Source organism: Saccharopolyspora sp. ASAGF58 (assembly GCF_012277335.1).
In the GTDB taxonomy this organism is placed as follows: Bacteria; Actinomycetota; Actinomycetes; order Mycobacteriales; family Pseudonocardiaceae; genus Saccharopolyspora; species Saccharopolyspora hattusasensis.
Genome location: NZ_CP040605.1, coordinates 3,672,489 through 3,684,941 on the forward strand (window position 1 = coordinate 3,672,489; position 12,453 = coordinate 3,684,941).

Consider the following 12,453-nt stretch of genomic DNA (forward strand, 5'->3'; position numbering starts at 1 on the left):
CCAAGAGTGCCCCTCACCTGGACTGAACCGCTACGCGCCGCGTGCCGCGGCGGCTTCCAGCGCCCGGCGCACCAGCACCTTCGCCAGGTGCCTCCGGTAGTCGGCGCTGGCGCTGGCCTGGTCCGGCGGCGACGTGTCCTCCGCCGCCCGCTCCGCGGCTTCGGCGGCGCTCGCCCCGCTCGCCAGCGTCTCCTCCACCCCGCGCGCCCGCATCGGCGTCGGGCCCATGTTCACCAGCGCTACGCGCTGACCGGCGACGGCTACGCCGACCACCGCCCAGTCGATGGCGCGCTTGGTGAACTTCTGGAAGTCCCAGCCCTGCGACGGGTTCTTCGCGACCCGGATCTCCAGCAGCAGCTCGTCTTCGCCGAGCGCGGTTTCGAAGAAGTCGGTGAAGAACTCCGTCGCCGGGATCTCGCGGGTGCCCGACGGGCCCTGCGCGACCAGCACCGCGTCCAGCGCGAGCGCCACCGCGGGCAGGTCGGAGGCCGGGTCGCCGTGCACCAGCGAGCCGCCGATGGTGCCGCGGTGGCGGACCTGCGGGTCGCCGATGGTGCCTGCGGCGTGCGCCAGCAGCGGGACCTCGCGGGTCAGCAGCTCGGAGTGCTCCAGGTCGTGGTGCCGGGTCAGCGCCCCGATCCGGATCTCCGAGCCCTCCTCGCGGATGTAGGACAGGTCGCGCAGCCCGCCGAGGTCGATCAGCACCTCCGGCACAGACAGCCGCAGCTTCATCAGCGGCAGCAGCGAATGCCCTCCGGCGAGCAGCTTCGCGTCGTCGCCGTGCTCGGCGAGCAGGCTCAGCGCCTCCTCGACGGTGTTGGCCTTCTTGTAGGTGAACGCGGCAGGGATCATTCCGCGGCCCCCGACTTCTCCTTGGCCGCGGTCAGCACGGCTTCGACGATGTTGTGGTAGCCGGTGCACCGGCAGAGGTTGCCCTCCAGCCCGGCGCGTACCTCGGCCTCGGTCAGGTTCGGGTTCTGCTCGACGAGGGACACCGAAGCCATCACCATACCCGGCGTGCAGAACCCGCACTGCAGCCCGTGCTTCTGCTGGAAGGCGCGCTGCATCGGGTGCAGCTCCTCGCCGTCGGCCAGGCCCTCGATGGTGGTGACCTCGTGGCCGTCGGCCTGGGCCGCCAGCACGGTGCACGACTTCACCGACTCGCCGTCCAGCAGCACCGTGCACGCCCCGCACGACGTGGTGTCGCAGCCGATGTTGGTGCCGGTCAGGCCGCAGTCGTCCCGCAGGTACTGGACGAGCAGCGTGCGGTCCTCGACCTCGTGGCTGCGCTGCTCGCCGTTGACGTTGATCGAAACTTGCACGAAAAGAACTCCTAAGCACTTGTCAGGTCAGCGGTGATCCACTCACCTGAACCAACTCTGCGGGCTTCCTATGCCGCGTTGTCGTCCTGTCCTTGAAGTCGGCGTAGCCGCTTGGCCCATGCACGCAGGGTGACCACGGCGTCTGAGGTTCCGCTACCGGACCACCTACGGCAATTGAGTTCATGAATGGGCTTGGATCGCTTTCCACACCCGTTCTGGCGTGGTGGGCATGTCGATGTGCCTGACCCCGAGGTGGGACACGGCGTCGACCACGGCGTTGTGCACCGCCGGGGTGGCGCCGATGGTGCCGGCCTCGCCGATCCCCTTGACGCCCAGCGGGTTGAGCGTGGTCGGCGTTTCCATCGTGAGCAGCTCGAAGCTGGGCAGTTCGGCCGCCGTGATGAAGGCGTAGTCGGCGAGGCTGGCGTTCTGCGGGTTTCCGTCGGCGTCGTAGGAGACCTCCTCCAGCAGGGCTTGGGCGGCGCCCTGCGCGATGCCCCCGTGCCGTTGCCCCTCGGTGAGGACCGGGTTGATGATCACTCCGGCGTCGTCGACGGTCACGTGCCGAAGATAGTTCACCTTGCCGGTTTCGGTATCCACTTCGACCACCGCGAGGTGCGAGCCGAACGGGAACGTCGGCCGGTCCTCGGTGAAGTGCACGTCGGCGGCCAGCCCTTCCTCGGCGCGCTGGGCCAGCTCCGCCCAGGACAGCGAGACGTTCGGCGTGCCGCGCACCTGCCACGAGCCGTCGGTGAGTTCGACGTCGGCCTCGTCGATCTCGATCAGCTCCGCGGCCAGCTTGCGGGCCTTCTCCTTGACGTCCACCGCGGCCCGGTGCACCGCCGACCCGCCCAGCTGCAGCGAGCGGGAGCCCATGGTGCCCACCCCCTTGGGGATCAGGTCGGTGTCGCCGTGCACGACCTCGATCTTGTCGAGGTCGATGCCCAGTTGGTCGGACACCAGCATCGCGTAGGAGGTCCAGTGGCCCTGCCCGTGCGGGGAGCTGCCGGTGAGCACCAGGACGCTGCCGTCCGGGCGGATCTCGACGCGCCCGGTCTCGCCCTCGGTGTTGTTCGGCGCGGTGATCTCCACGTAGCTGGCCAGCCCGATGCCCAGCTGGTGCGTGGCGCCTTCGGCGCGGCGCTTGGCCTGCTCCTCGCGCAGCGCCCGGTAGTCGGCGGCGTCCAGCACCGCGTCCAGGCCCTTGAGGTACTCGCCGGTGTCGTAGGTCATGCCGCCCGGCGTGCTGTACGGGAACTGCTCGGGGCGCACCAGGTTGCGGCGGCGCACCTCGGCCGGGTCGACGCCGGTCTCGGCGGCGAACAGGTCGATCGCGCGCTCCACAGCCGCGGTCGCTTCGGGCCGCCCCGCGCCCCGGTAGGCGCCGATCGGGGTGGTGTTGGTGACCACCGCGCGGGCGATCGACTCCGCCTTCGGGATGTCGTAGACGCCGCTGGCCATGAACCGGGTGAGCAGCGGCAGGAACGCGCCCATTCGCGGGTAGGCCCCGACGTCCTGGACGATCTCCAGCCGGTAGGCGAGCACGGTGCCGTCGCGGCGCCCGCCGATGGTCACCACCTGCCGCTGCGCGCGGCCGTGCGTCATCGCGACCAGGTTCTCGCTGCGGCTCTCCACCCACTTCACCGGGCGGCCGGCCCGCTTGGCCAGGAAAGCCAGCAGCGCGGCCTCCTGCTCGACGCCGATCTTGGCGCCGAAGCCGCCGCCGACGTCGGGGGTGATCACCCTGATCTGCTCCTGCGGCAGCCCCAGGTTCGCCATCAGCTCGTCCCGGCAGCTCTGCGCGTTCTGGTTGGACAACCACAGGGTGACCTTGTCGCCGTCCCACGCGCAGGCGGCGGTGCGCACCTCCAGCGGCGCGGCGGCGACGCGCTGGTTCTCGATCTGCTTAGTGACCACGACCTCGCAGCCCTCGAACAACGAGTCGTCCAGTTCGCCGCTGGTGCCGGTGACGTTGGTGCCCGCTTCCGGGAACAGCAGGACCTCGTCGCGCAGCGCGTCGCCGACGTCGACCACCGGGTCCAGCGGTTCGTAGTCGACGGAGACGAGTTCGGCGGCGTCCTCGCCCAGGGCCCGGGTCTCGGTAAGCACCACGGCCACCGGTTCACCGACGTAGCGGACCGTTCCGCTGGCCAGGTGCGGACGCGCCATCGCCGCAGGTGGGGGCCCGCTGATGCCGGCGTTCGGCGGGAAGGGCGGGAGGTCGACGTCGGCGGCGGTGAATACGCCGACCACGCCGGGCAGCTCGCGGGCCGCCGAGGTGTCGATCTCGGTGATCTTGGCGTGCGCCAGCGGGCTGCGCACGTAGGTGACGTGCAGGGCTCCGTCCAGCGCTGGGTCTCGCAGGTCGTCCACGTAGGTGCCGCCGGCGGTGAGGAGGCGCGGGTCCTCACGGCGTTCGACCCGGGTGCCGAGAATGCTCAATGATGCCTCGCAGTAAGCACGATCAGAATCGGGAACCGACCGGTGAGTCGGGTGCGATGCCATGTCGGGCCACAAGACTCACTGGTGTTTGGTGGTGGTCGTCCTCGCGGCCGTCCGCCGCGCGACAGGTCAGGCGTAGTTGTTCGCGCCCCCAGCCTCCTCTGCTTGCCCCGTCAGCTGGCGCACTCCGGCGGAGGCCGCCCCGCGGAGCAGGACCGCGTCGGAGGCCGGCGTCGTCATGCCGAAGCCCAGGTCTTGCCAGCGTTGCACGGTTTGGACGCTGTCACAATGGATGCCCGCCACCGCCCCGTTCCGCTCGCAACTGTCCAAAATGGAGCGGACGAGCCGCTCGTGCTCGGTCCCGCGGACCGCCAGCGTCGGACACGAGCTGCTTGCCGAGCCCGGTGCTGCCGAGGCTTACGAGGCTGCTTCCATCGCCTTGGAATTCGGCAGGTCCACGAGGGAGATGATGCGGGAGGCGCGGAACTGGACGCAGGCGCAGCTCGCCGCCGCCGCTGGGATGACGCAGCCGGCGGTCGCTCGGTTCGAGGCGGGAGGCACCGTCCCGACGATCGCCGTTCTGGAGCGGCTCGCGCGTGCTCTCGGGGCCGAGCTCGTGGGGCGCTTCGCGGAACCGCGCAGCAGCGACTGACCCCGGTGGGGGAATTCGTTCAAGATCTACAGTGTGGCACTTGTCACATTCCTTCGTTAGGGGCAGAGTCGGTGCGGTAATCCCACCACTAGGCGGAAGAGGTGTTCGCCAATGGCCTCGACGACGACCGAACTGGCCGAACTCCAGCGGGTCCTGGCACAGCTCCGCAGCAGCGTCGGCGCGCTGCGATCCCGCTACGGCGACGCCCCGGCCGTGCGCCGGATCCACAACGACGTGGAGCGGCTGGACATCGACGTCGCAGAACTCTCCGGCACCCTCCCCATCCAGCGGCGCAGCACCGAGTCGACCGAGGACGTGGTGATAGTGCCCGACACCCCCTACGACCCGTCGCTGTGGCGCGACGCCGACGACGAGGGGTTGGGCGGGCGGGCCCCGCAGTAGGGCCGCCGTCAGGTACCGCTCGCCGCCAGCCGGCAGCCGCCCGCCTGTCCGCCGTGGACGGGTCCGGATGCGGGGGATGCGTTCCCCCGCATTTCGCTTGATCGGGGTAAGCCCCCGGCTGTTGCGCCGGTTGGGGGACTACCTGCACCGGGACCATTGATCCACAATGAGCGGCCTCAGGTGAGCACTGCCGGACGACCAAGACAACGAGGTCTGCGAAATGTCCGCACCACCAACCGCCACCGGCCGGGCACGGATCTCCGTGCGAACCCTGCGAACCGACCGGTGGTGGCTGCCGCCGCTGGTCACTTTCCTCGGGTTGTTGGCCTTCGTGGTCTACGGCCTGATCCGCACCTTCATGAACCAGTGGTACTGGGTTCCCGAGTACCACTACCTGGCACCGTTCTACTCGCCGTGCCTGTCCACCGCCTGCGTGCCGGGCTCCAGCCATTGGGGGCAACCGGCACCGGATCTGGGGCCGTTCGTGCCGCCGCCGATCTTCGTGCTGCCGTTCGTCCTCGGCTTCCGGCTGACCTGCTACTACTACCGGAAGGCCTACTACCGGTCGTTCTGGGCGTCGCCACCGGCCTGCGCGGTCACCGAACCGCACCGCCGCTACACCGGCGAGACCCGGTTCCCGCTGATCATGCAGAACGTGCACCGCTACTTCTTCTACGCGGCGCTGATCGTGGCGGCGGTGCTGACCTACGACACGGTGATCGCCTTCCGGGGCGCCGATGGCGGCTTCGGCATCGGGCTGGGCACCCTGCTGATGGTGGTCAACGTCGTGCTGCTGTGGTCGTACACGCTGTCCTGCCACTCCTGCCGGCACCTGATCGGCGGCAGGCTCAGCCACTTCTCGAAGCACCCGGTGCGCTACTGGTTCTGGACCAAGGTGACCTGGCTCAACGGCAAGCACATGCTGCTGGCCTGGTCGTCGCTGGTGTCGGTGGCGCTGGTGGACCTCTACGTGCTGCTGGTGGCCAGCGGCGCGTTCCCGGATCCGAGACTGTTCAACTAGAAGGACGTTGATGGTGGAGATCGAACGGCACGAGTACGACGTCGTCGTGATCGGCGCCGGTGGTGCGGGCCTGCGCGCGGCGATCGAGACGCGGTCCCAGGGCTTGCGCACGGCAGTGGTGTGCAAGTCGTTGTTCGGCAAGGCCCACACGGTGATGGCCGAGGGCGGCATCGCCGCGTCGATGGGCAACGTCAACTCCCGCGACAACTGGCAGGTGCACTTCCGCGACACCATGCGCGGCGGGAAGTTCCTGAACAACTGGCGGATGGCGGAGCTGCACGCGAAGGAGGCGCCGCAGCGGGTGTGGGAGCTGGAGACCTACGGCGCGCTGTTCGACCGAACCCCGGACGGCCGGATCAGCCAGCGCAACTTCGGTGGTCACGAGTACCCGCGGCTGGCGCACGTCGGCGACCGCACCGGGCTGGAGCTGATCCGCACGTTGCAGCAGAAGATCGTGTCGCTGCAACAGGAAGACCACGCCGAGCACGGCGACTACGAGGCCCGGATCAAGGTCTTCCAGGAGTGCACGGTCACCGAGTTGCTCAAGGACGACGGCCGGATCGCCGGGGCGTTCGGGTACTGGCGGGAGTCCGGGCGGTTCGTGTTGTTCCAGGCGCCGGTGGTCATCCTCGCCACCGGCGGGATCGGCAAGTCGTTCAAGGTGACCTCGAACTCGTGGGAGTACACCGGCGACGGACACGCGCTGGCGCTGCGAGCCGGGGCGTCGCTGATCAACATGGAGTTCGTGCAGTTCCACCCGACCGGCATGGTGTGGCCGCCGAGCGTGAAGGGCATCCTGGTCACCGAGTCGGTGCGCGGCGACGGCGGCGTGCTGCGCAACACCGAGGGCCGCCGGTTCATGTTCGACTACATCCCCGAGGTCTTCAAGGACAACTACGCGGACAACGAGGACGAAGCCGACCGCTGGTACGACGACCCGGACAACAACCGCCGCCCGCCGGAGCTGCTGCCGCGCGACGAGGTGGCGCGCGCGATCAACAACGAGGTGAAGGAAGGCCGGGGTTCGCAGCACGGCGGGGTGTTCCTCGACGTGGCGACCCGGTTGCCCGCGGAGCAGATCACCAAGCGGCTGCCGTCGATGTACCACCAGTTCAAGGAACTGGCCGACGTCGACATCACCGCGGAGTCCATGGAGGTCGGCCCGACCTGCCACTACGTGATGGGCGGCGTTGAGGTGGACCCGGACACCGCAGCGTCCCGGGTGCCTGGGCTGTTCGCGGCCGGCGAGGTGGCCGGCGGGATGCACGGGTCCAACCGGCTGGGCGGCAACTCGCTGTCCGACCTGCTGGTCTTCGGCCGCCGCGCGGGCGCCGGTGCCGCCGAGTACGTCGCGGGGCTCGGGGCGCGGCCGGACATCGGCCAGTCCGATGTGGACGCTGCGGCCCGTCGCGCGCAGGACCCGTTCGAGTCCGCTGCCGCGCCGAACGCGGAGAACCCCTACGCGCTGCACGCCGAGCTGCAGCAGGTGATGAACGACCTGGTCGGCATCATCCGCAAGGGCGAGGAGATGCGGCAGGCGCTGGAGAGGCTGCGGGACCTCAAGGCCCGCGCCGAACACCTCGCGGTGGAGGGCAACCGGCAGTTCAACCCGGGCTGGCACCTGGCCCTGGACCTGCGCAACATGCTGCTGGTCAGCGAATGCGTGGCGCGGGCGGCGCTGCTGCGCACCGAGAGCCGTGGCGGCCACACCCGCGACGACCACCCGGTGATGGAGTCGAAGTGGCGGCGCAAGCTGCTCGTGTGCGGCATCGGCGACGAGCAGGTCGAGGTCCTCGAGCAGTCGCAGGATCCGATGCGCGGGGACCTGCTGGAGCTGTTCAAGGTCGAGGAACTGCGCAAGTACTACACCGAGGAAGAACTGGCGGACGTCGAGGTGAAGGGGCTCTGATGGGATACCAGGCGCACTTCCGGGTGTGGCGCGGTTCGGACGACGGCGAGCTCCGCGACTACACCGTGGAGGTCAACGAGGGCGAGGTGGTGCTCGACATCATCCACCGGTTGCAGGCCACCCAGTGCCCGGACATGGCGGTGCGGTGGAACTGCAAGGCGGGCAAGTGCGGCTCGTGCTCGGCGGAGATCAACGGCCGCCCCCGGCTGATGTGCATGACCCGGATGTCGACGTTCGAGCCGGCCGAGACGATCACGGTCACGCCGATGCGGACGTTCCCGCTGGTCAAGGACCTCGTCACGGACGTCTCCTATAACTACGTGAAGGCCCGCGAGGTGCCGTCGTTCAAGCCTCCGGAGGGGCTGGAGCCGGGCGAGTACCGGATGCAGCAGGTGGACGTGCAGCGGTCGCAGGAGTTCCGCAAGTGCATCGAGTGCTTCCTGTGCCAGAACACCTGCCACGTCATCCGCGACCACGACGACAACAAGCAGGCGTTCTCCGGGCCCCGCTTCCTGATGCGGGTGGCGGAACTTGAAATGCATCCGCTGGACGCGGCGGAGAACCGCCCGGAGGAAGCACGCGGCGAACACGGCCTGGGCCTGTGCAACATCACCAAGTGCTGCACGGATGTCTGCCCGGAGAACATCCAGATCACCGACAACGCGCTGATCCCGCTGAAGGAGCGGGTGGCGGACCGCCGCTACGACCCGATCCTCCGCCTCTTCCGCCGCAAGAAGGACTGAGCGCGACGACGTCAACCCGAGAGTCCCGCCCGCCCGGCTCCGCCAGGTGAGCTTGACTTCCTTGAGCAGAGACTGCGGAAGGGAAGCTGAGCTGAGCATGGTGGGCACCGGATGGTTTAAGAGTAGTGACAGCTCGAACGACAGTGACAACTGTGTTGAGGTTCGGATCGTCGCTGGTGACGAGTGGTTAAAGAGCAGCTACAGCGGTGGCGGCAATGATCACTGCGTCGAGGTTCGGCTCGGGCGTGGCGCCGTGGGCGTTCGGGACTCGAAGGACCGGGGCGGGCCCGCGTTGTGGGTCGGGGCGTCCGGCTGGGGTTCGTTCGTCGGGCGCATCAAGGCCGGGGCCTTCGACGCCGCGTAGTGCGCGGTCGTGAGTGCGCAGCAGGGCTCTAGCCCGATTACGCACTCACGACCCCGTGGTGGGTCAGATGCCGAACGGGGCCGGGTACTCGACCTTGCCGCTGGGGATTTCGGCTTCCGGGTCGAGGGGGAGAGCCATCATGGCCTCGTCCGGGACCTCGATCGTCAAGCCGATCCCGAACTCCGACGCCCTCTTGAACCCGAAGCGCGGGTAGTACTCGGGATGCCCGAGCACCAGGACCAGTTTCTCACCCATCCCGCGCGCCGCTTCCAGCCCGGCCCGGATCGCCGCCGAACCTGCTCCGGAGCGCTGGTAACGCCGCAGCACCGCGCACGGCCCGAGGGTCAGCGCCGGGAAGCCGTCGACGTGGTTGCGCGTGAGCAGCGAGTGGCCGACGACCTCACCGTTCGCGTCCTCGGCCACAATGGACAGTCCGTCGATCCACGCCGGATTCTCGCGCAGTGCCTCGATCAAGTCCGCCTCCAGGGCGGTCGGGAAGGCGTCGAGGTTGACTGCGCGGATCGCTGGGATGTCGGCGTTGGTCTCCGGGCGGGTGGTCCACATCTCGGTGCTCTCCTCGTTCTCGGGCGCAGGACATAGCCGGCGTAGCGGTAGTCGCGGCCGTGCGCTCGGCGAACTCGATCTCGGCTCGAGCCCCGACCGCAGTAACGGTGAAGGGCACCTTCTGCCGAGTTGGCAGAAGGCGCCCTTCATCTGTTGAAACCGTGTCAGCTCAGAGCGAGTTGAGCTTGGTCGTCGTCTGCTGCTCGCCGGCCACGAGTTCCTCGGCCAGCTTGCGCATCACCTGCGCCGAGCCTTCCTCCTGCTCGGTGCGGGCCAGCTTCCCGGCGCCCTGCTGCAGCGACAGCATCGCCTGCTTCCACTGCTGGTCGAACTGCGCGCCCGAGGCCTTCGAGAGCTGCTGCAGCTGCTGGTCGGTCTGCAGGCCCGCGTCGGCGGAGTTCTCGGCCTCGTCCTCCGGGGCGCTGCCCGACTGCTGGCCGGCGGCGGAGTTCAGGAACCCGTTCAGCTGCTCGACCTGCGGCTGCACCGACTGCTTGAGCTCCGCAGCGAGCGACTTGACCTCGGCGCTCTGCGCGTTGGTGGCGGCCAGGTCGGCCAGCTTCGACACCTGCTGACGGTTGGCCAGCAGTTGCTGTGCGAACTCGCGGTCCGTCGCGGTGTGCTCGCCGGTCGACCCGGTGCCGTGCTCGGCGTGCTGCTGCGCTGTCGCGGGCGGCGGCGTGCCGGGGGCCGGGGGCTGGTCGCTGGGTGCCTCGCTCGGCGTGCAGCCCGCGAGTGCGAGACCGCCGGCCAGCACGGCGCCGATGATCGTGCTCCTCCGCACGTGCTTCCCCTCCAGGATCTGGTGGACGTCGTCCCAGGGCGGCCCGTTGATCGGTAGCGGCTGATCGCAGGTGGGCTGCCGGACCTCTTGCCCCGTAGGCTAACCGGCGCCCCGCGGGCGCGTGCGGGCGACGTCGCCGCGTGCGCGCGCTGTCGGGTGGATCTCACTGTGGGTGACGGTGCCCGTCCCAATGAATAGGGTGGCTACGGCCCGGCCGAAGTACGGCCGGAGTCCCGGACTAGTATCCGCAGTCGGCAGGCATCGCGACTGGCTTGTGCTGCAGGGGTCCTGCAGGGTGTCGCGTGCTGTCAACCGGCCCAACCGGGTCGGGGCGGACCCAGTCGGGTTCGATAAGGCTTCAAAAGGGAGTGCAGGAGGCACCGTGACGGCCGTCGCGCCACAGCCGATCGCCACGCGCCCCTATCCGGTGCGCAAAACGGTCAAGGGGTCATTCCTGGCGCGGATGTTCCGCACCACGGACCACAAGCAAATCGGCATCCTCTACCTGGTCACGTCGATGGCGTTCTTCCTGGTCGGCGGCCTGATGGCGATGCTGATCCGCGGGGAGCTGGCCGTTCCAGGGCTGCAGTTCCTGTCGCAGGAGCAGTACAACCAGCTGTTCACCATGCACGGCACGGTCATGCTGCTGCTGTACGCGACGCCGATCCTGTTCGGCTTCGCGAACTACATCCTGCCGCTGCAGATCGGTTCCCCGGACGTCGCGTTCCCGCGGTTGAACGCCCTGGGTTACTGGCTGTACCTGTTCGGCGGCCTGATGGTCGTCAGTGGCTTCCTGCTGCCGGGTGGCGCCGCCGACTTCGGCTGGTTCGCCTACACCCCGCTGTCGGACGCCCTGCACTCGCCGGGCCACGGCGCGGACATGTGGATCGCCGGTCTGGCGGTCTCCGGTCTGGGCACCATCCTCGGTGCGGTCAACATGCTGACCACCGTGGTCTGCCTGCGCGCCCCGGGCATGACGATGTTCCGGTTGCCGATCTTCACCTGGAACATCATGGTCACGAGCCTGCTGATCCTGATGGCGTTCCCGATCCTGACCGCCGCGCTGCTGGGCCTGATGGCCGACCGTCACCTCGGTGCGCACGTGTTCGACCCGGCCAACGGCGGCGTGATCCTCTGGCAGCACCTGTTCTGGTTCTTCGGCCACCCCGAGGTCTACATCGTCGCGCTGCCGTTCTTCGGCATCGTGTCGGAGATCTTCCCGGTCTTCAGCCGCAAGCCGCTGTTCGGCTACACGGGTCTGGTCCTCGCGACGCTGGGCATCGCGGCCCTGTCGGTCGTGGTGTGGGCGCACCACATGTACGCCACCGGCGCCGTGCTGCTGCCGTTCTTCGCGTTCACCACGTTCCTGATCGCGATCCCGACCGGTGTGAAGTTCTTCAACTGGATCGGCACCATGTGGAAGGGGCAGCTGACCTTCGAGACACCGATGATCTTCAGCGTCGGCTTCCTGGTCACGTTCCTCTTCGGCGGTCTCACCGGTGTCCTGCTGGCCATGCCGCCGGTCGACTTCCACGTCTCGGACACCTACTTCGTGGTGGCGCACTTCCACTACGTGCTCTACGGCACGATCGTGTTCGCGACCTTCGCCGGCATCTACTTCTGGTTCCCGAAGATGACCGGGCGGATGCTCGACGAGCGGCTGGGCAAGCTGCACTTCTGGCTGACCTTCATCGGCTTCCACGGCACATTCCTGGTGCAGCACTGGCTGGGCAACGAGGGCATGCCGCGCCGGTACGCCGACTACCTGGAGTCCGACGGGTTCACCGCGCTGAACACGGTCTCCACGATCGGCGCGTTCATCCTGGGCGCCTCGATGCTGCCGTTCCTCTACAACATCTTCAAGAGCTACCGCTACGGCGAGGTCGTCACGGTCGACGACCCGTGGGGCTACGGCAACTCCCTGGAGTGGGCAACCTCCTGCCCGCCGCCGCGGCACAACTTCACCGAGCTGCCCCGGATCCGTTCCGAGCGGCCGGCCTTCGAGCTGCACTACCCGCACATCTCCGAGCGGATGCGGCTGGAGGGGCACCTCAGCCTCACCGGCAAGACCCTCGCGCACAAGCACGAGGCGAACCCGGCGGTCGGTGTCTCGGAGGGCTCCGAGAAGTGATTTGGGCGCTAGCCCCGCACGGCAGAACTGTGCCAGGGTGGAGTTAGCTCGACGATGAGCCCCGGCGGGCTGTGTCCCGCCGGGGCTCATCGTTTGTCTGGGGTCTAGAGAGGAATACC

13 protein-coding genes are annotated in these 12,453 nt (G+C 68.6%); 7 read left to right on the forward strand and 6 right to left on the reverse strand.

Translation table 11 applies throughout. The annotated features are described in order from the left end of the window. Positions 1–30: 30 nt before the first annotated feature. From FDZ84_RS17550 to FDZ84_RS17565, 4 genes are all read right to left on the reverse strand, one after another. Entirely contained in the window at positions 31–852 is an 822-nt protein-coding gene (locus FDZ84_RS17550) for a xanthine dehydrogenase family protein subunit M (RefSeq protein ID WP_168586791.1), read from the reverse strand. Continuing rightward, positions 849–1,322: a (2Fe-2S)-binding protein gene (locus tag FDZ84_RS17555; protein ID WP_168586792.1), complete on the reverse strand. Its 474-nt coding sequence runs from the start codon at positions 1,320–1,322 to the stop codon at positions 849–851. The genes FDZ84_RS17550 and FDZ84_RS17555 overlap by 4 nt, the downstream gene beginning before the upstream one ends. Before the next feature lie 180 nt (positions 1,323–1,502). Continuing rightward, positions 1,503–3,764 (reverse strand): xanthine dehydrogenase family protein molybdopterin-binding subunit, encoded by a 2,262-nt coding sequence (locus FDZ84_RS17560; RefSeq protein ID WP_168586793.1) that lies wholly within the window; start codon positions 3,762–3,764, stop codon positions 1,503–1,505. A 129-nt stretch (positions 3,765–3,893) separates the two neighbouring features. After that, positions 3,894–4,034, reverse strand: a complete 141-nt coding sequence (locus FDZ84_RS17565; RefSeq protein ID WP_168586794.1) for a hypothetical protein — start codon at positions 4,032–4,034, stop codon at positions 3,894–3,896. A gap of 22 nt (positions 4,035–4,056) precedes the next feature. On the opposite strand from FDZ84_RS17565, the gene FDZ84_RS17570 reads away from it, so the two are divergent. The 6 genes from FDZ84_RS17570 (at position 4,057) to FDZ84_RS17595 (ending at position 8,855) form a co-directional block, all read left to right on the forward strand. Further along, a complete protein-coding gene (locus tag FDZ84_RS17570) occupies positions 4,057–4,416 on the forward strand; it encodes a helix-turn-helix domain-containing protein (RefSeq protein WP_246869072.1) in 360 nt (119 codons plus the stop codon). Positions 4,417–4,527: 111 nt separating this feature from the next. Further along, positions 4,528–4,818, forward strand: coding sequence for a hypothetical protein (locus FDZ84_RS17575; RefSeq protein ID WP_168586795.1), 291 nt, complete (start codon positions 4,528–4,530; stop codon positions 4,816–4,818). 220 nt (positions 4,819–5,038) lie between these two features. Further along, the gene (locus tag FDZ84_RS17580) at positions 5,039–5,839 is read left to right on the forward strand and encodes a hypothetical protein (RefSeq protein ID WP_168586796.1); all 801 of its coding nucleotides are present in this window, start codon (positions 5,039–5,041) and stop codon (positions 5,837–5,839) included. 10 nt (positions 5,840–5,849) lie between these two features. Then, positions 5,850–7,748, forward strand: a complete 1,899-nt coding sequence (locus FDZ84_RS17585) for a fumarate reductase/succinate dehydrogenase flavoprotein subunit (RefSeq protein WP_168586797.1) — start codon at positions 5,850–5,852, stop codon at positions 7,746–7,748. Then, positions 7,748–8,491 (forward strand): succinate dehydrogenase/fumarate reductase iron-sulfur subunit, encoded by a 744-nt coding sequence (locus FDZ84_RS17590; RefSeq protein WP_168586798.1) that lies wholly within the window; start codon positions 7,748–7,750, stop codon positions 8,489–8,491. The genes FDZ84_RS17585 and FDZ84_RS17590 overlap by 1 nt, the downstream gene beginning before the upstream one ends. A gap of 97 nt (positions 8,492–8,588) precedes the next feature. Then, a complete protein-coding gene (locus FDZ84_RS17595) occupies positions 8,589–8,855 on the forward strand; it encodes a DUF397 domain-containing protein (protein ID WP_168586799.1) in 267 nt (88 codons plus the stop codon). Positions 8,856–8,918: 63 nt separating this feature from the next. On the opposite strand, the gene FDZ84_RS17600 is transcribed toward FDZ84_RS17595, so the two are convergent. Both FDZ84_RS17600 and FDZ84_RS17605 read right to left on the reverse strand, forming a co-directional pair. Continuing rightward, a complete protein-coding gene (locus tag FDZ84_RS17600; RefSeq protein ID WP_168586800.1) occupies positions 8,919–9,419 on the reverse strand; it encodes a GNAT family N-acetyltransferase in 501 nt (166 codons plus the stop codon). Between the two features lie 169 nt (positions 9,420–9,588). Beyond that, on the reverse strand, positions 9,589–10,203 hold the full coding sequence (locus tag FDZ84_RS17605; RefSeq protein WP_168586801.1) for a DUF305 domain-containing protein: 615 nt from the start codon (positions 10,201–10,203) through the stop codon (positions 9,589–9,591). Between the two features lie 382 nt (positions 10,204–10,585). Between FDZ84_RS17605 and ctaD the strand changes: the two genes are divergently transcribed. Then, positions 10,586–12,334 carry a cytochrome c oxidase subunit I gene (ctaD, locus tag FDZ84_RS17610; protein WP_168586802.1) on the forward strand — a complete coding sequence of 583 codons (1,749 nt, stop codon included), beginning with the start codon at positions 10,586–10,588 and terminating at the stop codon, positions 12,332–12,334. Positions 12,335–12,453 lie beyond the last annotated feature (119 nt).